Raw genomic sequence first — 21,654 nt, 5'->3', positions numbered from 1 at the left:
ACCGCCGTCAGCCGACCGGCTCGGCCCCGGCCTCCCGCAGCACCGCGAGGACCTGGGCCGCGGCCCGGTCCGCTCCGGCCAGCAGGGGGGACGGCGTTCCCGGGGTGGCGCCGATCGCCGAACCCGGCTGCACCGCCTCCGCCGGTATCCCCAGCACCACGACACGCTCGTCCGCGACCCCGGCCGCGTCCAGCAGGTGGAAGCCGTCCGGGGTCACGTCCAGGGTGCCGCTGGTGGGTGGTGGGCCGTGGTCGCTGGGCCAGTGATGCAGCCGCGCCCGGCCCGCGCGCAGCAGCCCCGCCAGCAGCGGGTCGTCGGTGTCCGTCACGATCCCCTTCGACATGCGGGTCTCCACGAACGCCCGGGCCCGCACCGGCGCGTCGCGCCGCACCGCCGACCGGCCGGTGAAGGCGCCGTCCTCGTGGGTCACCGTGGTGTTCTCGCCCAGCAGGTCGAGGACGCCCGCGTCGATCAGGGCCAGCACCTGCGCCGTACGGTGCGGCGGCGGCCCCGACGCCAGGGCGAGGCCGAGCGCGGTGAACCAGCCGTCGATGTCCCGCGCCACGCTGCGGCCGTCCAGGGCGCCGCGGGTCACCAGGCGCCGCACCGGGCCGCGTACCGCCGCCATGGCCCGGTTGACGGTGTTGCGCGGGTGGGTGAGCGGGGCGTGCATCGCGTCGAGTTCGTCCTCGACGTGCTCGCGCACCCACCGCCGCCACGTCCCCGGATCCACCGGTCCCGCGCCGCGCGGCCGGTCAAGACGCGTCACCGACAGCGCCCAGCGCTCGTCGGCGACCGCCCCCGCCACCACCGCGTCCACCGCGGCGTCGTCCGGCGCCGCCCGCAGCGCGGCGAGCAGCTCCGCCTCCGCCGCCCCGGTCACCAGCGCCCGGGGCCGGTGCGCGAGCAGCGTGGACAGATGCGCCCAGGCGAACTCCCGCGCCAGCTGCGGCCACACGTCGCGGCGGAAGTCCTGCCCCGGTACGGCGGCGATCCGCTCGAACCACTCCCGGGTGGCCAGCCGGGGCTCGTACCGGGGCGGGAAGCCCCGCGGGTACGCCGCCTTCGACCGGTAGGGCAGCCCGCGCCGCGAACCCGCCACCAGGTGCGGCTCACGCCCGCCGGGCACATAGCGCAGCCGGGCGGGGCGCGCCGGGTCCCCGGCGGGTTCGAAGTGGCCGCCGCGTCCTTCGGTCAGCAGCGCGACCACATCGAAGAAGTTGGCGCCGAGCCCGGTCACCAGCACGCTTTCGCCGGCCGAGACCCGGTCCCAGTCACGTTCGGCGGGCATGCCGGGCTCGATGTACACCAGGCCGTCGCGCTCCGCCGCGGCCACCAGTGCGCGCTCCCGCGCCGAGCGTCTGGCCTGCACCATGCCCTGGGCGAGGATCACGAACCGGCCGGTCAGCGTCCCCCCGTCGGCCAGCAGTACCGTACGGGCACCGTCCGCGTCCCCGGTCCGCTCCAGCCCGGTGGCGGTGCCGAGCACCCGGGTCACCCGCACCCGTCCGGTCGCCTCCGCCCGCGCCAGCTGCTCGCGGTAGTACACGCCCTGGATGCGCCGGCTCGGATAGGACCACGGCCGCAGGGCCGCCGCCTCGGCCGCGACCCACGCGGGCCGGTCCGGCAGCGCGGTGCTCTCCCGCGCCCAGGTGAGCAGATCGGGGCCCGGCGTCACCGGGCCCGTCATCGGCGTGGACGCGTCCGGGTAGATGGTGGTGTGCGCGCTGTAGGTGTTGTTCAGCAGCAGCGGCGACTGGTCCGTGCGCCAAGTGGCACCCGCGCCTACCTCCACGCGGTCCAGCACCGCCACCCGTACCGGCGGCGCGCCGTCCGGGTGCCGGGCGGCCAGCCGTTCCACGACGGAGACCGCGCGCGGCCCGCCGCCGACCACGACCACGTCGTAGGCCCTCACGCGGCCTCCAGCGCGGAGGGCCGTACCTGGACGCCGTTCTCGCCGTGCGTCACCCGTACGTCGAGTCCGTACACCCGGCTCAGCACGTCGGCGTCGAACGCCCGCGCGGGCGGCCCGTCGGCGACGATCCGGCCGCCGTCCAGCAGCACCGCCTGGTCGCAGAAGTGCGCCGCGTGGTTGAGGTCGTGAATGGCGATCAGCGCCGTGACCCCCTCCTCCCGGGTCACCGAGCGGACGATCTGCAGCGTCTCGATCTGGTACCGCAGGTCGAGCGCGGAGGTGGGCTCGTCCAGCAGCAGTACCCGGGGCTGCTGGGCCAGGGCGCGCGCGATGAGCACCCGCTGCGCCTGCCCGCCGGAGAGCTGGGACATCGGGCGGTCGCCCAGCTCCGCCAGGCCGAGCCGTTCGATCGCGGCGTCCACGATCTCCCGGTCCGCGCGGGTGGGGCGCAGCCCGATGTGCGGGGTGCGGCCCAGCAGCACGGCCTCCCGTACGGTCTGCTCGAACGGGGTCGCCCCCGACTGCGGTACGTACGCGACGACCCGGGCGTGCTCGCGGCGCGGGGCGGTCAGCAGGTCCCGGCCGCCGAAGGAGACGCTGCCGCCGGCCGGGGTCAGCACCCGGGCGATGATCTTGGTGAGGGTGGATTTGCCGGAGCCGTTCGGGCCGAGCAGGGCGCAGAACGCGCCCTCCGCCACCCGCAGGTCGACGCCCTGCAGGACCGGGTTGCGCCGGTAGGCGAACCGGACCGCGCCGATGTCGAGACTCACTGGGCGGCCCTCCGGGTGAGGATGAGGTTGATGAAGATCGGGGCGCCGATGAACGCGACGACGATGCCGACGGGGATGACCGACGGGGCCAGCACCGTACGCCCCACCGTGTCCGCGATCACCAGCAGCAGACCGCCGGTCAGGAACGAGAACGGCAGCAGGTAGCGGTGGTCGGCGCCGATGGCCAGGCGGGCGATGTGCGGTCCGACCAGGCCGACGAAGCCGATCACGCCGCAGAAGGAGACCACGACGGCGGCCAGGACGACGGAGACGACGATGAGGCCGACCCGTACGGCGGTGACGTTCACCCCCAGGCTCTTGGCGGCGTCGTCACCGGCGAAGGCGATGGCGTTGAGGTCGCGGCTGAACCACAGCAGCAGCGGCAGCGCGGCCAGGGTGCACGCCCCCACGACGACGACATCGCCCCAGCCGGCGTTGTTCACCGAGCCGAAGGTCCAGCGCACGATGGCCTGGAGGGTGTTCTCGTCCGCCACGAACTGGAGGGCGGCGGTCATCGCCTCGAACAGCTGGGTGAGCGCGATGCCGAGCAGCAGCAGGGTGGCGGTGGACATCGCCTTGGCCGAGGCCAGCCCCAGCACCACGGCGGACACGGCCAGCGCGGTGACCAGCGCGCTGCCGATGACCAGCCACGACCCCGAGCCGGCCGAGCCGCCGGTGAGCAGGATGGCCAGCGCGGCACCGAAGGCGGCGGCCGGCGAGACACCGAGCGTGAACGGGGAGACCAGCGGGTTGCGCAGCAGGCCCTGCATCACCACGCCCGCCAGGGAGAGCGCGGCGCCGGCCACGAAGGCGAGCAGCACCCGGGGCAGCCGCAGGTTGACGATGATCGAGTAGGTCTGGGCGAAGTCCCGCTCCAGCACGCCGCCGAGCACGGCGAGCCGGATCGCGCGCCACACGTCCAGGAGCCCGGCGCCGGCCGTTCCGGCGGTGACGGACCAGGTGAGGACGAGGACGGTCAGCGCCGTACCGGCCCACAGGACGGCGGGGCGGCCCAGCCGGGCGCCCCGGGTGCGGCGCTTTTCGGGGGCGGGGCGCGGGCCGGGGGCGGTGCCGGGGCCCGCCGCGGTCGCCGCGTCCCTCGTGGTGATGCTCATCGCCGCTCAGCCCGCCTTCTGGATGTACGCGTCGTCGCCGGGGTAGTCCGCGCCCTGGAACTCGGTGGCCCAGCGCTCCAGGTACGTGCCCGGGTCGACGTCGGCGAACTCCTGCGGGTGCAGCCAGCTCGCCAGGTACAGCGCGCCGATGGCCTTGGACAGGCCGCTGGTGGCCCAGCCGTTGGTGACGAAGACCCGGTCCTCGGCGACGGCCGTGAGGTCCTGCCAGCCGGCCCGGCCGGTGAGTTCGGCGGCCAGGGTGTCGAAGCGCTCCTGGCCGGTGGGTTCGGCGGAGGGCCCGAACTCGTGGACCACGACCTGCGGGTCGCGCTCCAGGATCGAGGCGGGGTCCACGGTGGTCTCGGCCTGCTGGTCGCCGCCGGTGTCCAGGTCGCCGTAGATGTTCTCGCCGCCGGCGGCGACGATGATCTGGTCGAAGCCGGAGCCCGGGAGGCCGGTGAGGTAGGGCTGCTCGGTCTCCCAGTACACGCGGACCGGGTCGGTGCCGGCCACCCGCTCGCTGATCACGTCGAAGATCTCGTCGTAGAACCCGGAGACCCGCTGGGCTCCTTCGGTCTCGCCGAAGACCTCGCCCAGCAGTTCCACGGTCTCGTGGAAGACGTCGAAGTCCCAGGCGGTGGCGACCACGACGGGGATGCCGAAGGGCTCCAGCTGCCGGGCGGCCTCCTGCCAGGCGCCGTTGCGCGGGATGATGAGGACATCGGGGTCGAGTTCGGCGACCGACTCGTAGTTGATCTCCTGGAGGTCCTCGCTGACCACCTCGTCGTCGGATATGCCCAGGTAGGGCAGCCGGGCGGCGGAGACCCGGTCGTAGCCGACGACCCGGTCGCCGGCGCCGATGGCCTGGGCGAACTCGTTGCCGTAGCTGTTGAGGACGACGGCGCGCTCGGCGGGACCGTCGAGTTCGACGGTGCGTCCGGCGTCGTCGACGACCGTGAGCGTCCGGTCACCGCCGCCGTCACCGCTGCTGTCGTCCGTCTCCTTGACCACGGTGCCGCACGCGCCCAGGGACAGCACGACACCGGTGACGGCGGCGAGGGCGGCGGTGCGGGAAAGCCGTTGGCTCATGATGAGGGGTTCCGTTCTGCGGGTGGGTCAGCGGGTGGGGGTGGGCGCGGCGTCCGGCCAGTACGGGTCGCCGAGGCTGAGCATCAGCCGGTTCGCCCAGCCGAAGAACGCGGTGGCGGCGACCAGGTCGGTCAGCTCGGTGTCCGCCAGTCCTTCGGCGCGCAGCCGGTCCACGTGGGCGGTGGTGGCGCTGACCGGCGTGGTGGCCAGCGCGGCGGCGAACTCGATGACGGCGGCCCACCGCGCGTCCTGCCCGGCGGCGAGCGGAGCGGTGGCGGCCGGAAGCCAGTCGGCGTCCCGCTGGAGGGAGACGCCGAGCAGCCGGTCCACGTCCTCGGGCCGCTTCGACATCTGGGCGGACTTGCGGGCGTGCACGGAGGCGCAGTAGACGCAGTCGGTCACCTTGCTGGTCGCGGCGGCGGCCAGTTCGCGTTCGGCGCGGGGCAGCCCTTCGCGGGTGGCGAAGATCGCGGCGTCCAGGGAGGTGCGGGCGGCCAGCACCCGGGGCAGCCGGGCCAGCAGCCGGAAGTACTCGCCGTTGGTCTTGCCCCGGAAGGAGTCCTCCTGCTCGGGCGTGAGTTCGTCGGTGGGCACGGGGGGCACCCAGGCAGTCCAGGACAGCAGCTCGCGGGTGTACACGATGGGGCGCTCGCGTCCGTTGGACGCCACCCGCGCGGTGCTCTTGGTGCGGCCCCGCCCGGGCGTGGGGCGGCGCGGCGTGTCGGCCGGCTCGGGGTCCTGCCCCTGGAGCAGCCGCAGTCCCTGGATGGCGCGCGCCTGGAAGGCGGTGAACGCGGCGACCTGCGAGATGACGACGATGTCGTCGGGCGTCCAGCCGGCTTCGGTCAGCAGGTCGAGGTCCGCGCGGGTGGCCAGGGCGGGGGAGACGGAGATGAGGTCGACGTGGGCGGCGGCGGCGCGCAGCGCGGGGTCCTCGGGCAGTTCGTCGCCGAGCAACGCGGTGTCCGCCCCGAGCCGTACGTGGTCCCGGACGAGCGCGTCGACGCCGTGCCGGCGCGCGGCCAGGGCGGCCAGCCCCCGGCGTACCGGTACGCTCACCGCCGCCTCGCCGCCGAACAGCGCGTCCGAGGCTTCCTGGGCGCGCTGCGCGACCAGCGGTTTGGTAGCCCTGGCTGCCGCGATCCGCTCGTCGAGCCCGGCCAGTCGGGCGATGTCGTCGGGGGTGGTGCTCATGAGTTCCGCCTCGTGGTGCTCGGTCGCGTGGTCGGCCGAGGCACGGGCAAACATGTCGAAATCGTCGAGGACGAGAACGAGGTCTCACGAGGAGCACGCTTGCCGCATCACCGCAGCCCGGTCGTCGGTCCCGGGGGCACCCCGCCGTGCAGGAGGGTTGCCGGCCAGCGAGCCGGGACTTGGCGCTGGCGCTCTTGACCTGATCAGCAACCTAGCACCACCGACTCCGCGCGAAACACCCACTGTCCGCCATATGAGACCAAGGCGTCTCACGCGGAGGGGCAGCCCAGTTCTCGCAAGGGCACCCTGTCCGTCATGTGAGACACGCACACGGGTGCGCACGTGGGGACGGGCCCCGGATCGGCGACCCGGGGCCCGCGTGCTCAGGGGGAGATCAACAGGAGGAGCCGACCTTGAAGGAGGTCATCTTGTCGTTGAAGTGGGAGGCCACCGCCGCCTCGGACTTGCCCGGGCCGACGGAGAACATGCAGCCGGTGTACTTGTCGTGCTGGTAGACGGCGACCGTCTTGTCGGTGCGGTTCCAGTAGGAGGTCATCTTGTCGTTGAAGTCGTTGCCGACGTTGGACACGGAGCTCTTGGACTGCAGGAACTTGCCGGTGTAGCTGGAGTGCTCCCACACGCAGAAGTTCCCGGCAGAGCACTGACTGGAATCAGCCGCCGCCGGCACCGCCGCCAGCCCCGCGGTCGCCACCGCGAAGGTCAGCGCCGCCCCGATGCTCGCCAGACGTGAGGCAATCTTCCGGTTTTCCACCTGACATCCCCTATGCCTTGTGTGCCTGTCATCGCACGATGTGTGCGGAAGAATGCTAGGAGCGCCACGGTTGCCCGGACCAGAGCACCTACGACCGCACGACCATCGAACCGCTCCTCAACTCACGCTGGAATCAGTCGAGTTGCAAGGCCGGCGCCGGGACCGGATCCCCCTGAACGAGTGACCGGCCCGGCGCCGGGATGACGCCCGCGAGACACCCCGACCGAACGCCCCACACCTCACCCCCGCCCCGGTCACCACCACGCCCTCCCGAGCGCTGCCCCTTGCGCCGGACCCCCTCTACGCTGCCCACTGCCGGACGGTGCGCGCGGATGCCGAACACACCGAAGAACGCCGTCGTCGGCATCCGCAGAGAGCTTCGCCGGGACCGCGCGGAAGCCGAGATGCGAGCCGCCCTCGCCGTACTGTCCGGAGCGGATGACGACGAGCGGCAACCGACTGAACACGGCAGCCGCTCACGCTCTCTTCACACCAATGCGCGCAGTAGCTAGCCTGATCTGCAGAGTCACCGGTGATGTCTGGGGGGAAGATGTCCGGTTCGACGCATGCCTGGTTGCTCGCCGCAGTCGCTGATTTCGGCCGGGAATCGCAACGGAAACTGTCCGACGGTTTCGACCGCGAGGCCTCGATCCGGGGTCCTTTGGAGGGCCTGCTGCAGGCCGTGGGGGCCCACCATCAACAGAACGAGGTCACCTGGCACGACGAGCACCCCGTCCCGGAGTTGGGCGTACGACTCGACTACGTCATCCGTGCGGCAGGTGCACTCACCGGCTACATCGAACTGAAACGTCCCGGCCTCTCGATCGACCCGTCGACCTTCCGCGCACAGAACAAGAGACAGTGGGAGCGGCTGCGCGACCTCCCCAATCTGCTCTACACCAACGGCACCGACTGGCGCCTCTATCGGCACGGTCATCTGGTGACCGAGGCGAGGTTCAACGGGAGTCTGAGGGCGCTGGGCGACAAGCTGGCCCCGACGGACGCCGATGTCTTCGACGCACTCCTCAAGCAGTTCCTGCTGTGGCGACCCCTCAAGATCGCCAACGTTGCGCGGCTGGTCCAGCAGGTGGCGCCACTGTGCCGCCTGCTGCGCGGCTCGGTGCTCGAACAGCTCGCCGCCGAGGCGAGGTCGTCCGCCTCACCGGATGACTCCCGAGCACGGCCCTTCACCGGTCTCCGCAATGACTGGCGCCAGTTGCTTTTCCCGACGGCCGATGATGTGACATTCGCCGACGGGTACGCCCAGACGGTCACCTTCGCTCTGCTTCTGGCTCGCGCCGAGGGACTGCTTCAGGAGGACAGCACGCTCCACGAAGTCAGCCGCCGGCTGGACGCCGGACACGCGCTGATGGGCCGGGCGCTCGACCTGCTCACCGGACACGTCGGTGAACGCTTCGTCCTCAGCCTGGAGTTACTCAAGCGCACCGTGGCGCAGGTCGACTGGCCGGCGATCGAGTACGGCAACAAGGACGCCTATCTCCACCTGTATGAGCACTTCCTCGATGTCTACGACCCGGGCCTCCGACAGAAGAGCGGTTCCTATTACACGCCCCGCGAAGTCGTGACGGAGATGGTGCGTCTCACCGAGGACGTCCTGGTCAGCAGGCTCGATTACACCGAGGGCCTGGCCTCGGACAAGGTCCGGATCGTGGACCCGGCGATGGGCACGGGAACGTTCTTGCATGCCGCCATCGAGCGCGTCGCCGCGCGGGCCGAGGAACACCGCGGCCCGGCCATGCGTGCCGACGCCGTCGCAAGGCTCGCCGGACGGCTGCACGGGCTGGAATTGCAGATGGGTCCGTACGCCGTGGCGGAGCTACGGACCACTGCGCTGCTCAAACGGCACGGCGCGAACGCTCCCGTCGGCGGGCCGCACTTGTACGTCACCGACACCCTCGACAATCCACACACCGAAACGGACTATCTTCCCTCCACCTACGACGCGATTTCGGACTCCCGCCGACGCGCCAACCGGCTCAAGGCGAAGGTCCCGGTGACCGTCGTCATCGGAAACCCGCCCTACGACGACAAGGCGGAAAACCGCGGCGGGTGGGTGGAGAAGCGGGAAACGCGCGGCGAGATCCCACTCCTGGACGACTTCCGCCTGCCGGGAAACGGCAGATACGAACACATCCTGAAGAACATGTACGTCTACTTCTGGCGCTGGGCGACGTGGAAGGTGTTCGACGCCCACCCCGATGACCAGCACGGTGTCGTGTGCTTCATCACCCCGTCCGGCTGGGCCACGGGCCCCGGCGGACGCGGGATGCGGGATTACCTCCGTCGCACCTGCGACGAGGGGTGGATCATCAACCTGAGCCCGGAGGGCCAGCGGGCGGATGTTGGCACCCGTGTCTTCCCGGCGGTCGCGCAGCCCCTGGCGATCTGCGTCGTCGTGCGCCGGGCGGGCGCCACGCGCGGGCCCGGGCATCGGGCCAACCTGCACTATCGCTCCGTGGCCGGACGCCGGACGGAGAAGTTCAGCCAACTGCGCGAACTGCGGTTGGACGATGGGGGATGGCGACCTGTTCACACCGGTGCCACGGAGCCGTTCACCCCGCGGACGGCATCGAGCTGGGGTGAATACCCGGCACTCGGCGACCTCTTTCCGTGGGGCAGCCCCGGCGTGAAGGCCAATCGCGCCTGGGTCAGCGACCCCAGCCCCGAGACCTTGCGTCGACGATGGCGGCGGCTTTTCGCGGAGACCGACCCGGAGCAGCGGTCAGCGCTCTTCAAGGAGACACGGGACCGTACGCTGGCCGGTTTCACGGACCACGCGACACGGGGAAACGAGGTCGCGACGCGCGTGGATGCGGAGCAGCCGGAAATCGTTCGCTACGCACAGCGCAGCTTCGACCGACAGTGGCTGATCAGCGATACGCGCGTCGTGGACTTCCCGCGCCCAGACCTCTGGTCCGCGCGCCGGTCGGAGCAACTGTTCCTCAACCAGCAGTCCTCACAAGCCATTGAGTCGGGCCCGGCGGTGGTCGCGACCCACCTCATCCCTGACACGCACCACTTCAACGGCCGCGGTGGCCGCGTCATGCCCTTGTATCACCCCGACGGCTCGGCCAACGTTCCCCATGGGCTGGTGACTCACCTTGCCCGCGCCCTGGGACTCGGGACCCTCCCGGTCGCGGACCTGGCTGCCTACGTCGTCGCCGTAACGGGGCATCAGGGCTTCACCGACTGCTTCCGCGAGGACCTGCTCACCCCCGGCGTGCGCGTCCCGCTGACCCGGGATCCCAGGTTGTGGCACCGGGCGGTCGGCCTGGGACGGGAGGTGCTCTGGGCGTCCACGTACGGTGAACGCTTCGCCGACGGGTCGGCCGACCGTCCCCCCGGCAGTGTCGAATTCGCCCAAGGGGACCACCGGCAGGTGCGCTACAACGTACACATCGGGGCGACGGTGCCGGACACCATCCGCCATGACCCGGACACGGCGACGCTCCACATCGGTGACGGCTCTCTGGCTCCTGTCACCCAGGAGATGTGGACCTACGATGTCGGCGGCATGCCGATCGTGCGGAAGTGGTTCGGTTACCGGAAGTCATCACCGAGCAGCAAACGATCCAGCGCGCTGGACGACCTTCACGTGGACAGTTGGCCGGAGCAGTGGACCGTGGAGCTGATCGAACTGCTCTCCGTGCTCCGCAGGCTGACCGAACTCGCCCCATACCAACAGGAACTCCTCTCCGAGGTGCTTGCCGGCTCTGTGATCTCGCAACGCGACCTGGTTTCCGCAGGGGTGCTGCCACCGGGCAAGGAGGCCACTCGGGCCCGTGCGCAGACCCCGGGAACGCTCTTCACGATGGACTCCGACTCGGCCTGAGTCGGCCGTCGTCAAGGCATCCCGCCCATCAGGTCCTCGGCATCCTCCGGAGACAGCGCTCCCTGGGCCATGTCGCGTACGCAGTCAGCGAGCCGTCCTGCCCCACAGCCATGAAGATCCGCGAACCGGGCGATGCGGCTGAGTAGGATTTCGAGTCCCTCCGCCTCTGCCCGGTAGAACACGGCGGCCCCGAGGGCGGTCACGCTGATCTCGCCGGCCTCCGTACGCACCAGCCCCACCGGAAGAGCCGCCAGCGTCCGGCGGATCAGGTCCGGGTCCAGTCCTCTGGCCGCCAACAGCGTTGAGGCGGCCTCCCTTCCGTCGGGAGACGGAAGATTGGACCGCACCAGTTCTCTGAGCAGCCGGTGCTGCTCCTCGTCCAGTTCGATGTACGGCACGGGTCCGGAGTGATCCATACCGGATGCCTAGCACACGAAGACGACCTCGATGAATCGCCCCTCCGCCGGTGGCCCGCAGGATCGGATCTGGCACGGGGCCGCCTAACGGATTCGAACACGACGAAGGCCCAGGTTGAGGATGGTGTCCTTGACCTGGGCCTTCACGTGAAGAGCGGGCTACGAGAATCGAACTCGCGCTCTGAGCCCGGGAAGCACTGAGCTCTTGGCGGGCCCGTGGTCGCTGACCCGCCGGACTGCCGCCGACGGCGACAGTCCGGCAGGCCACGGAGAACCGCCGCTGACCGTGAACGACCGCCCTGACGGGCACGCATCGGGCACGGCTCACCGGGCCACAGGCCCGCGCAGCCCGCCAAACCTTACGCGGGTGTGTCACTCGAACTGTGCGAAGAACCTCCAGATCTCTCCCTTGGTCCAGGTGGTGACGCCGCTTTCGTTGGGGGAGCCGTCGACCGGACCGGGGATGTGGCCTCCGTCGAACGCGGCCCACTGGACCGGGTACCCGGCACGGCAGTTGGAGTACGTGGTGGTGATGTGCGTTCGGCTGCCCGGCGCGGGCTCGCGCGGGCTCTGGGAAGTGCAGCCGTTGTTGCTGACGAACCTGTCGCGCAGGGACCGTCCTTGCGCGATGTTGAGAACGGAGTCGCTGATGCCGTGGATGCCGAAGTACGCGATGGGCTGGTTGCCGCCGCTGCACCCGCTGATCTGGGCGCCGGCGATGACCGCGACGGCCCTGAAGTCGTTCGCCCGGGCGCAGGCGAGTGCGTAGCTCATGCCGCCGCCCCAGCTGAATCCCGTGGCGAAACGCTGTGCCGGGTTGACACAGAGGCCGGACTCGACGCGCCGGATCATGTCGTCGACGAAGGTGATGTCCTCACCGCCCGCATTGGCCCAGCCGTTGTCGAGGCCCTGGGGGGCGACGAGGATCGCGGTGTTGTTCGACTGTTCCTGCTGGCCGTAGTAGGACCAGGCGTTCCCGCTGGTTCCGCCGGAGGCGACGTCCTGGGCGGTTCCGCCTCGCCAGTGGAATGCGAAGATCAGCCGGTAGGGACGGTTGTTGTCGTAGTTGGCAGGGACTCTGAGGATGAAGCTGCGGCTCTTGCCGCCGCTCTGGATCGTGTGCGTGCCGCTCGTCAGCCCCGGGGAGCTGCCGCATCCGCCCTCGCCACCGGACGACAGCTTGATCATTCGCCATTGCTGGTTGGTGCCGCCCCAGTCGGCGTACTGGATGATGCTGCCGCCGTCGGCGGTGGAGGCGTCCCGCACCTCTACCGCCTTGCCGCTGCCGCGGTTGATCAGCCGGACGTGGTCCGCGTCGGAGTCGGCCAGCCGGAACTGCTGGTTGGCCCCGTTGTGGTCGGCCCACTGCTGGACCGCGGCGCCGTCGGTGGTCGAGGCGCCCGCGACGTCGAGAACCTTGTCCGAATGCCGGGCCTTGAGCCGGTAGAAGCCGTTGCCGGCGTCCACGAACCGCCACTGCTGGTTGGTTCCGTCGTGGCGCGTCCACTGCTGGAGCGCGGCGCCGTCGGTGGTCGAGGCGCCCGCGACGTCCAGTGCCTTGCCGCTGTTGCGATTGACCAGGACGTACCAGGCGTCTGTTTCCACCGCCGCGGCCTCGGCGGACGCTGACAGCCCCTGGGCGGGCGTGGTGATCACCGAGGTGAGAAGACCGGTCGCGAGCACCGTCGCCAGCACGGCGGTGATCCGGGACCACCATCGGGATCCGTGTGGGCGGGCGGAGCGAGCCGCACCATAGATCTTCATCGATTCACTCCTGTGTCAGCGACGGGCCCCATCAGGTGACGGTCCAGTGCTGGTTGCCGCCGTTCCAGCAGGAGTAGAGCTGGAGCAGGGCGCCGTTGCCGGAGCCTGTGGCGTCGAGGCAGAGGCCGGACTGGACGCCGACGATGGAGCCGTCGGAGTTCACGCGCCATTTCTGATTGTCGCCGCCCCAGCAGCTGTAGATCTGGACTCTGGCGCCGTTGCCCGTGCCGCCGGCGTCCAGGCACTTGTTGCCGTAGACCCTGAACTCGCCGTCGGCGGTGCGCGTCCACTGCTGGTTGGTGCCGCCGTGGCAGTCCCACAGCTGGACCTGGGTGCCGTCGGTGGTGCTGGAGTTGGGCAGGTCCAGGCACCGCTGCGAACCGACGCCCCTGATCTGCCCACCCGGAATGGGCGTGGACGAGCCACCGTTGAGCGCGTTGAGGACAGCGTCGTAGGCGGGCTTCTTGCTGCCGTTGTTGTTGAACAGCAGCGGCGTGTGCTGCGATCGCCAGGAGTCGCTGTCGCGCACACCCCAGACGGTGATGCCGACGCAGCGCGCGACCGCCAGGCAGTCATTGGTCACGTTGGCGAAGGTCGTGGGCGAGGCGCCCTGGATGTCGAGTTCGGTGACGGACACGTCGACGCCGAGCGCGGCGAAACTCTGCAGGGTGGTACGGAAGTTGCTGTTGTAGGGGTTGCCATCGTTGAAGTGCGCCTGGAAGCCGACACAGTCGATCGGCACGCCGCGCTGCTTGAAGTCCCGGACCATGGCGTACATGGCCTGCGTTTTGGCCGAGTTCCAGTTCTCGACGTTGTAGTCGTTGTAGCAGAGCTTGGCGGCCGGGTCGGCGGCGCGCGCGGTGCGGAAGGCGACCTCGATCCAGTCGTTGCCGCTGCGCTGTAGGTTGGAGTCGCGCCGGGCTCCCGAACCGCCGTCGGCGAAGGCTTCGTTCACGACGTCCCACTCGACGATCTTGCCGCGGTAGTGGGTCATCACGCCGGTGATGTGGTCGTTCATCGCCCGGCGCAGCTCGCTGCCGTTGAGGCTCTGCATCCAGCCGGGCTGCTGGGAGTGCCAGGCCAGGGTGTGGCCGCGCACCTGCTTGCCGTTCTGCACCGCCCAGTTGTAGACGCGGTCACCGGCGGTGAAGTTGAACTGTCCCCGCTGGGGTTGGGTGGCATCGATCTTCATCTCGTTCTCGGCCGTCACCGAGTTGAACTCGCGGTTCGCGATACTCGTGTACACCGAGTCGTTCAACCTGCCCGAGGCGATGGCGACGCCGAAGTAACGATCGCTTTGCGCCGCCGCGGCGCCGAGCGTGCTCTCGGCGGCGTGTGCTCTCGGCGGGTTGGCCAGTGAACCGACCACCCCGAGGACGCCGACGACCAGCGCTATCAGTAGACCGCGGAACTTCCGGCGGGCGGTGGGTGGGGATATGGCGTACGAGCCCATGACTGTGCCTCCTGGGTAGACGTCACGGAAGGGCTGAAGTGCGGCGGAGGCGTCGTCCGCCCCCACGCGGCGGGCGGACGAGGCGGGCCGGAACCCGGGCATTACGGGATGACCGGACACCATGGGCGCGCCGAAGGGCAGCGGATTCGGCGGGGACGATGAGCGGCGACGACGCCGGGCCGTCGTGGACGACCACGGCCGCGCGTACCGGACGCGGGGCCGTGGCGGGGTTGCGACACAGGCATGGGGGTACTCCATGGCGGCTCAACCGGCGGACCGCCACGCGGCGTCGCTTACCTCTCCCATGGTGCGAAGAGCCAGGATGCGCTGGCGTGAACCTCACCGGATCGGAAACGGGGTGGCGCGGGTGCTGTGGTGCGCGGCTCTGCTGTGCACCACAGATTGCTCGGGGCGGACTGTTCGGAGTTCGAACGGCAACTGTCTTCTCAGTCAGCGAGATTGAGGGATTGACGGTGGCTCGTCAATCATCCTCGCGGAATGTTCCGCATCTCGACCGAAAATTTCCGGAAGCCTGTCGAGCTCGACGGGGACGGCCGGACCCCCGGGGCTGCCGTCGGTGGGGGCCGTTGGCACGGGCCCCGACGAAGGGGGCGAAACAGCAGGTCGGCGAGGTCAAGCGGCCCCTGAGGTGACAGGTCCATGTGCCGGCCGGTCGCGCGAGGCCGAGTGCCGGCCGGGGTCGGTGGTGCCCCCTCAAGCGCGAAGGAGAGGCGCTGTTTGTGGACAGATGGGTGACAGGTCTTGACCGAGCGGTCACATGTTCCTACCTTGTGGCGCCAAGGAGTCCGTGAAGTTTCGTAAGTTTTCGATGCTTGACGCTTCCGCCCCGGAGGTCTCCAGGGCCGACACCCACCGGACGCACAGTGGATCCGCTGGTGTGACGGCCCCCCGGCGGCGGCTGTCACAACGGGTCGTCAGCTGGGACGGCTGAAGGCTGGAGGTATCTCTCGTCTCCGTCCACGGCGAAGCGCTCCGGCTGAGCGCCCGGCGCACCAACTCTTCGGCACACGCGGCCGCTTTCGCACCTCCCCTGTCCCTGACCCCCCGGGGCGGCCGTTGCGGTTCATTCGGGTCACCCCACCCCCGACCCCAGAAAGGGATGCCCCTTATGTGGCTTCGCCGTCCGTCCCCGCTCCGCCGGAGACGCCTGCTCGCCGTCCTTGCGCCCTTGCTGCTCGTGGCCACCTTCCTCGGTGCCCAGCCCGCCAGCGCGGCGACCATCGACCCCAACGCCTCGTACGTGCTGGTCAACCGCAACAGCGGCAAGGCCCTGGACGTCTACAACCAGGCGACCGGCGATGGCGCCCGCATCACCCAGTGGACCAGGAACGACCAGGCCCAGCAGCAGTGGCAGTTCGTCGACTCCGGCAACGGCAACTACCGCATCAAATCCCGCCACTCCGGCAAGGTCCTGGACATCCACAACTGGTCCACCCAGAACGGCGGCTCGATCGTCCAGTGGACCGACCTGAACGCCACCAACCAGCAGTGGCGGGTGGCCGACAGCTCTGACGGCTACGTGAGGTTCATTTCGCGCCACAGCGGCAAGGCCCTCGAAGTACAGGGCGCCTCCACCGCCGACAGCGCGAACATCGTCCAGTACGACGACTGGAACGGCGCCAATCAGCAGTGGCAGCTCGTCAAGGTCGGCGGCGGCAACCCCAGCCCGTGCGCTCTGCCATCGACATACCGCTGGACATCAACGGGCGCGCTGGCGCAGCCCAAGTCTGGGTGGGTCTCGCTCAAGGACTTCACCGTCGCCCCCTACAACGGCCAGCACCTCGTCTACGCGACGACGCACGACACAGGGACGCGCTGGGGTTCGATGAACTTCAGCCTGTTCGGCAACTGGTCGCAGATGGCCTCGGCCAGCCAGAACACGATGTCAGCTTCCACTGTCGCGCCCACGCTCTTCTACTTCGCGCCGAAGAACATCTGGGTGCTCGCCTACCAATGGGGCAGGACCTCCTTCTCCTACCGGACCTCAAGCGACCCCACCAACCCGAACGGCTGGTCAGCCGAGCAGGAGCTCTTCTCCGGAAGAATCTCCGACTCCCAGACCGGTCCCATCGACCAGACACTCATCGCTGACGACACGAACATGTACCTGTTCTTCGCCGGCGACAACGGCAGGATCTACCGGGCCAGTATGCCGATCGGGAACTTCCCGAGCAGCTTCGGCTCGACCTCGACCGTGATCATGAGCGATACGACGAACAACCTGTTCGAAGGCCCGCAGGTCTACAAGCTTCAGGGCGAGAACCGCTACCTCATGATCGTCGAGGCGATCGGCTCGCAGGGCCGCTACTTCCGCTCGTTCACGGCCACCAGCCTGAACGGCTCGTGGACACCCCAGGCCGCGACCGAGAACAACCCCTTCGCCGGCAAGGCCAACAGCGGCGCCACCTGGACGAACGACATCAGCCACGGCGAACTGCTCCGCACGAGCGCCGATCAGACCATGACCATTGACCCCTGCAATCTGCAGCTCCTCTACCAGGGGCGCAGCCCCAACTCCGGCGGTGACTACGGTCTCCTCCCCTACCGGCCAGGCCTGCTGACACTGCAGCGCTGACGGCGTGACACGACTCCGGCTCTGACATGGAGCCGACGTGGCGGGCTCGGCCTTCCGCCGAGCCCGCCGGGTCACGCGACAACGTCAGGACTCATGCCGCTGGACGCACTGGTATGCGCTGCGGATACGTGGTGCGCACCACGCATTCTGTGTGTCGCGCAATGGCTACCGGCGGTCTCCGGCGGTCACACACGAGCTGTGAACGCGGCTGTCCCGGCGCCCAAGGGCTCCATGTGGCGGCACGGGCCGACGATCAGGCGTCGGTGGGCCGACCGCGTACCCCGCTTGGTTCCCGCTGGTGAAGGCGTACCGGACCGGTCAGTTTCTGAAGTCCGGTTGCGGCCGACCGCTGTGGCGCAGTCGGAGTCGGCGCCGGGGATGCGAGCGCAGTACGGGGTGGAGGTTCCAGCCCTGTTCCGAGGCGACGCGCAGGACGTAACCGGCGCCCGCGCCTCGGTAGTAGTGCACTCCGAGTTCCAGGTCGCGGTGGACGTACCCGTGGGAGGTTCCCACCAGCCGGGTCCTCTTGTTGATGCGCCGGTCCACTCGTGCCCGGTAGTACGCTGTGTCGCCCTCCCGCACCAGCGCCACCGGTGTCACGCACCAGCGCGGGATGAACGGCACCCGGCCCAGCGTGGCGTCCAGCAACCGTGTCGCGCCGTTCTCGGCACGTGGCAGCACGTAGACGATCAGCTGGACCACCATGGCTATGCCGTAGAAGCAGATCGCGAGGCAGAGCCACACCATCCACCACAGTGGCAGGAACACCAGGGTCAGGGGGAGAAGCAGCAGCCAGCGCAGTGCGGCCGGTCGGACGGGGAGTGGCTTCCAGGCCGGCTCATCGTAGTCGTGCACGAACGGTGTCCCCCGGGTTCGTCATGGCACTCGACAGCGCACCAGCGAGTCTACGCCGGGCAGCCCCTTCCGAAACGGCGGCGGCCCCGGCTTCAGAACGGTTCCCGCCGGTGTCTGATGTCCCCCCCCCCGCTCCCCGACGAGCGCTCGGCGGCGCCGAACTGATCGCCGGCCAACGGGTGACCGGCGGCATCACCTTCGAAGCAGCCACGTTTCCTGTGCGCCGACGCGTGGCGTCACCTCGACCGGTTCGCCGTCAAAGGAACCCGGCGCGGTGCATCCTGTGCCGCTCCGCCCTCCGGCCGGACGTGGCGCAAGGTCCGGGACACGGCGGGGCCGCCGCCCGACTTCCGTTTCTACGACCGCCGGCACACCGGCAATGCCTTTGTGACCGAGTCCTGCGGTACGCGCGAAAAGGCCATGATGCGCGCTGGCCCGATCGATGGAGAAGACGGGTCTGGACAACAAACAAGCTCCAGATCACTGACCTGGAGCTTTGTCGTGGAGCGGGCGACGAGAATCGAACTCGCGCTCTGAGCTTGGGAATCACCGACCAGGACGGCGCGGATCAACACTCTGACCTGCACGAATGCCAGCTCGGCGGAGCGCTTTGAGATGCCCTGAAGGACTGCCATTGCCCCCGGTTCACCGCTCCATCGGGCACGCATCGGGCACGTTCAACTTGCCCGTAGAGCTCAAGACGAGACGGTTGACCACCGTCCTTGAGGGGGAGAGGCCGCTACGAGTTCCTTCGGCAGTCGCGGGCGCGGTATTTAGCTCCTGCACTGTGGTGCAGAAATGGAGTATGAGCTCCTTAACCGACATCGCCACACAGTCACTGGGCGCGCTGGTGGGCACTGTGACCGGCGGAGTGATCACCGTGTTGGTGGCGCGCTGGCAGACGAACAGATCGATTACGGCGCAGGCGTCTCTCGCCGCCGCCGGACACGAAGCTACGTTGCGGCTTGACCAGAGGAGCCAGGACAGGGCTCGATCCGTCGACGCGGCCCGCACACTTCTCGAACGACTGGCCGATCTGTACGCATGGCTCCCGTCGCTACCCGACGTGTCGGCCGAGACGCCCTACTTGAGCCGGCACGCTCGCGATCACTGCCGCAAGGCCATGGAATCTGTCCGGAGGGGCATGATCACCGACCTCTACGGAATCAGTGACCGGAGCACCCGCGAGCGCTACCGCGAACTGGTGCGCATTGCCTATGACGTCGGATGGCGAAGTGTGGGGTCCGGCGATCGAGTGCGGCAGATACAAGATGTGAGGAACTACCTACGTTATGTACAGCACTCGCTGGAAGCAGTCATCGACGGAAGTCCCCCTCCCGGACACGCTGACCCGCCTGTCCTTGACCGGCCCGACGGAGAGCCATGGCAACCACCGGCTGTGCCCTGGTACTGGGGTGACCCGGCTGATGGAAGCTGACCCAGTCCGCCGGAGTGCGAGAAGCCGCGACAACACGAAGTCCCAGATTGGGCTCGGCGGGTCATACCAAGGTGATTCGGAAGCCCGGGACTGGCACCGGTTGCCCGCTCTATCGGGCACCCATAGCGCCGGTTCGACCGCCTCCAGACCTTGAGGGACCCATCTAGATGTCAACCGGACGCGGCGCCAGACGTACGGGGAATGCTCTCGCGCCCTGTCGACGTGTGTCATGGATGGGTTGTGATCGTGGGTCGAGGGCGGGGCCGTTGGTTGTATCCGCGAGCTGGGTCGTTCGCGCCGTGCTCAACGATGAGTTCGTTCTCGCGTCGAAGGACTTCATTGGTGGTCGCGGTTTCGGATTGCCAGAGAATCTGCTTGCGGATGCTGAAGTCCAGGAGATCGGCGCGGTCGAAGTCACGATCAAGGAGGTCCGTCGAAGGGCTTCCGAAGTATGTGAGTCGACTGTCTGTTCGATCTGAGCCTATGTAGATCTTCCCGTTGGGGTACGTGATTTTGTAGATGACCTTCATGCCAGGAAGGTATCGACACCCTCTGACAACGCCTTCTGGTCTGTCGGAACGCCTCTCTGTCTGGACCCTTGAATCGCATCGCTGCGCCTGTGGCAGGGAAGCTCGACGCGGCCGCATGGAAGAGGGCGTGCCGAAGCGGCGAAGAAGCGGGAAGGTGGTGCGGAGGTGGTGCGGCAGCCTCAACGGATTCGAACGCGACGAAGGCCCAGGGTGGGGATCATGTCCCTGAGCTGGTCCTTAAATACTGGAGCGGGCGACGAGAATCGAACTCGCGCTCTGAGCTTGGGAATCCCTGTGCTAATACGTCCGAACATGCTCTTCCACCTGCACAAACGCAGTCCGGACGAGCCTCTCAATGGTCCATGTGAAGTCCTGTACTGACCGTGGTTCACCGCTGCATCTGGTGCGCTTCTGGTGCAACCCAGACAGCCGTATTCTGTGGGCATGACTCGTGCTGAGGAAGCTTTTCGCTACACCAAGACCTTCGAGGACTTCTGCTCGCTCAAGGTGCAGGCGATGGGGTCAGGACCCCAAGGAGGCGATACCGGTCACGGAGGCTGGGCTGTTGTCAGCTTCGAGGACCTCGGCTCCACGAACATCAACGCTTCCATCGAGCGGGAGCACAGCGACCGGGCGAACAAGATCACCATCCGCGTTGGGGGGGACGCCGAGGTGGCGGTACTCGCTGACGCCCTTGAGTGGGCGGCTCGTCGCCTGCGTGAAGGTGGGGGGTCAACCGTCTGACAGACCTTTGCCAGTAGCCGAAGAAGTGGCGCTCCGCCTGAGGTGACTTGCCACTATGGAGTCCGCCAACTGTTTGGCCTGCGGTTACGTGAGCGCTGGTTGTCAAAGTTGGTTGGTACTGGTTGCCGTCGTGCGGTCCACAGACGGCCCGAGAACATGCTTCCTGGAGAGGTTCGACTGATTCTCGGACGGGGCTGCTGATGCGATCTAGGGTTTGGCCATGAGAGTGCTACTCACAGCCCTGGCCATCGCTGGTGGGGTCATGCCAATCGTCGCTGTGATTTGGGGATGGCTATCCATACGCAGTGACTATCACAAGCTCGTCAGGGACCTTGATGCTATCGATGTTGTGATCCAGGCGCCCCAGGGCACGTACGCGAGTGGCGAAGAGCAGTCCGAGGCCATGTACGCAATACGTGCTCCCATGTTCAATGTGGGTCGAGCGACCTTTGCCGGCGAGTGGACACAGAGGCTGATCCTTAAACAGGCGATGGACGACCTTCGTGGGCCCGCTTGGCTTGCTGGCGGAGGTCTTCTACTGAGTACAGTGGCTGGCGTTTGGTCTCTGTGGCTCTGAGCGGCGGACCTGGCCATTAGCATTGAGGGCCGCTGTGGGCACGAGTGAGAGATGGCGCCCTTGCCCTGGCTGCGGATCGGTCCTGCACCCGGCCGGCGGCCTTCTCTCGCCAGTCAGCTTCCCCGTGGCTTCCATCCCGTCTGCCTTCGACCCACACGTATGTGGAGCGGGCGCGGTTCAAGGCGTCAAGGTGGAGCGCGCCACTGTACGAACGACCTTGACGCCTTGGGCCGTGGCTGCTCGGCTTGCCTGGGTCGATGGCAGGTGGGGTGGAAGCCCTCTCGCGCGCCACGATGCTCCCGCACCCGCGAACGTGCCCCCTGCCATCCCGGAGCCTGAGCGCCCCCGCCGGAGGCTTGTTCTCACCCGCACGCTTCCTCCCCGGTCACCACTCACCACTCCGCCCCCTTCCTCCCGCTTTCCCTGGTCCGTTCTGGTTCTCGCCCTGGGGCTGTCGGCTCTGGTTCCCGCTGCCTCTTGTCCTGCGCCTGGCCTGTTCGGGTGTGTGCTTGGAAGTCCTCGGGGACCTTGTTCGGGGTGGCTGGTGGTGGTGTGGTGCCCTGCCCTCGGGGG

The 21,654-nt window shown here is 68.7% G+C and carries 14 protein-coding genes and 1 riboswitch; of the genes, 3 read left to right on the top strand and 11 right to left on the bottom strand.

Annotated elements, in window-relative coordinates; all coding sequences use genetic code 11:
- Positions 1–7 precede the first annotated feature (7 nt).
- From H7827_RS13985 to H7827_RS13960, 6 genes are all read right to left on the bottom strand, one after another.
- Positions 8–1,915, bottom strand: coding sequence for an FAD/NAD(P)-binding protein (locus H7827_RS13985; protein WP_432745440.1), 1,908 nt, complete (start codon positions 1,913–1,915; stop codon positions 8–10).
- Complete coding sequence (locus H7827_RS13980; protein ID WP_432745438.1) at positions 1,912–2,685, bottom strand: ABC transporter ATP-binding protein; 774 nt, start codon at positions 2,683–2,685, stop codon at positions 1,912–1,914. Before H7827_RS13980 ends, H7827_RS13985 begins: the two co-directional genes overlap by 4 nt.
- Entirely contained in the window at positions 2,682–3,800 is a 1,119-nt protein-coding gene (locus H7827_RS13975; RefSeq protein ID WP_432745436.1) for a FecCD family ABC transporter permease, read from the bottom strand. Before H7827_RS13975 ends, H7827_RS13980 begins: the two co-directional genes overlap by 4 nt.
- A 6-nt stretch (positions 3,801–3,806) precedes the next feature.
- Entirely contained in the window at positions 3,807–4,889 is a 1,083-nt protein-coding gene (locus tag H7827_RS13970) for an ABC transporter substrate-binding protein (RefSeq protein ID WP_432745434.1), read from the bottom strand.
- Positions 4,890–4,916: 27 nt separating this feature from the next.
- A complete protein-coding gene (locus H7827_RS13965; RefSeq protein WP_432745432.1) occupies positions 4,917–6,137 on the bottom strand; it encodes a peroxidase-related enzyme in 1,221 nt (406 codons plus the stop codon).
- Between the two features lie 36 nt (positions 6,138–6,173).
- Positions 6,174–6,283: riboswitch (SAM riboswitch) on the bottom strand.
- Between the two features lie 194 nt (positions 6,284–6,477).
- The gene (locus H7827_RS13960) at positions 6,478–6,855 is read right to left on the bottom strand and encodes a peptidase inhibitor family I36 protein (RefSeq protein ID WP_030732988.1); all 378 of its coding nucleotides are present in this window, start codon (positions 6,853–6,855) and stop codon (positions 6,478–6,480) included.
- A gap of 550 nt (positions 6,856–7,405) precedes the next feature.
- Between H7827_RS13960 and H7827_RS13955 the strand changes: the two genes are divergently transcribed.
- Positions 7,406–10,708, top strand: a complete 3,303-nt coding sequence (locus H7827_RS13955) for a type ISP restriction/modification enzyme (RefSeq protein WP_432745429.1) — start codon at positions 7,406–7,408, stop codon at positions 10,706–10,708.
- An 11-nt stretch (positions 10,709–10,719) separates the two neighbouring features.
- Here the strand turns inward: H7827_RS13955 and H7827_RS13950 are convergent, their stop codons facing one another.
- The 3 genes from H7827_RS13950 to H7827_RS13940 form a co-directional block, all read right to left on the bottom strand.
- Positions 10,720–11,124 (bottom strand): hypothetical protein, encoded by a 405-nt coding sequence (locus H7827_RS13950; protein ID WP_432745428.1) that lies wholly within the window; start codon positions 11,122–11,124, stop codon positions 10,720–10,722.
- A gap of 372 nt (positions 11,125–11,496) precedes the next feature.
- Positions 11,497–12,888 carry an RICIN domain-containing protein gene (locus H7827_RS13945; RefSeq protein WP_432745426.1) on the bottom strand — a complete coding sequence of 464 codons (1,392 nt, stop codon included), beginning with the start codon at positions 12,886–12,888 and terminating at the stop codon, positions 11,497–11,499.
- Positions 12,889–12,919: 31 nt separating this feature from the next.
- Positions 12,920–14,341, bottom strand: a complete 1,422-nt coding sequence (locus H7827_RS13940; protein WP_432745424.1) for an endo-1,4-beta-xylanase — start codon at positions 14,339–14,341, stop codon at positions 12,920–12,922.
- 1,129 nt (positions 14,342–15,470) lie between these two features.
- Between H7827_RS13940 and H7827_RS13935 the strand changes: the two genes are divergently transcribed.
- Positions 15,471–16,937, top strand: a complete 1,467-nt coding sequence (locus H7827_RS13935; RefSeq protein WP_432745422.1) for a non-reducing end alpha-L-arabinofuranosidase family hydrolase — start codon at positions 15,471–15,473, stop codon at positions 16,935–16,937.
- A 318-nt stretch (positions 16,938–17,255) separates the two neighbouring features.
- Here H7827_RS13935 and H7827_RS13930 read toward each other — a convergent pair whose 3' ends face one another.
- Together H7827_RS13930 and H7827_RS13925 are read right to left on the bottom strand one after the other, a co-directional pair.
- Complete coding sequence (locus tag H7827_RS13930; protein ID WP_432745420.1) at positions 17,256–17,792, bottom strand: hypothetical protein; 537 nt, start codon at positions 17,790–17,792, stop codon at positions 17,256–17,258.
- A 1,665-nt stretch (positions 17,793–19,457) separates the two neighbouring features.
- Positions 19,458–19,760, bottom strand: coding sequence for a hypothetical protein (locus H7827_RS13925; RefSeq protein WP_432745418.1), 303 nt, complete (start codon positions 19,758–19,760; stop codon positions 19,458–19,460).
- 444 nt (positions 19,761–20,204) lie between these two features.
- Here H7827_RS13925 and H7827_RS13920 point away from each other — a divergent pair, with 444 nt between their 5' ends.
- Positions 20,205–20,504 (top strand): hypothetical protein, encoded by a 300-nt coding sequence (locus tag H7827_RS13920; RefSeq protein ID WP_432745416.1) that lies wholly within the window; start codon positions 20,205–20,207, stop codon positions 20,502–20,504.
- Positions 20,505–21,654 lie beyond the last annotated feature (1,150 nt).

Origin of the sequence: Streptomyces sp. JH002, assembly GCF_050916115.1 — a bacterium.
Lineage (GTDB): Bacteria > Actinomycetota > Actinomycetes > Streptomycetales > Streptomycetaceae > Streptomyces > Streptomyces xiamenensis.
This window is presented reverse-complemented; position numbering and strand designations above follow the sequence as displayed.